At 67.3% G+C, this 306-nt stretch carries 1 protein-coding gene; it reads left to right on the forward strand.

Features of this window, described 5'->3' with window-relative positions; all coding sequences use genetic code 11:
• On the forward strand, nt 1-306 hold a 306-nt coding region (locus tag ADK41_RS10775), incomplete at both ends, for an alpha-amylase family glycosyl hydrolase (protein ID WP_245174632.1).

A 306-nucleotide genomic window follows, 5' to 3' on the forward strand; every position in this document is an offset into this window, starting at 1 on the left:
ACGGTGACGGCATCGGCGACCTGAAGGGCCTGACCGCCAAGCTGGACTACCTGCAATGGCTGGGCGTCGACTGCCTCTGGCTGCCGCCCTTCTTCAAGTCACCCCTGCGCGACGGCGGTTACGACGTCGCCGACTACACCGCCGTCCTCCCCGACTTCGGCGACCTCGCCGACTTCGTGGAGTTCGTCGACGCGGCGCACCAGCGCGGGATGCGCGTGATCATCGACTTCGTCATGAACCACACCAGCGACCAGCACCCGTGGTTCCAGGAGTCCCGCAAGGACCCCGACGGCCCCTACGGCGACT

The organism is Streptomyces caelestis (assembly GCF_001279005.1).
GTDB classification, from domain to species: domain Bacteria; phylum Actinomycetota; class Actinomycetes; order Streptomycetales; family Streptomycetaceae; genus Streptomyces; species Streptomyces heliomycini.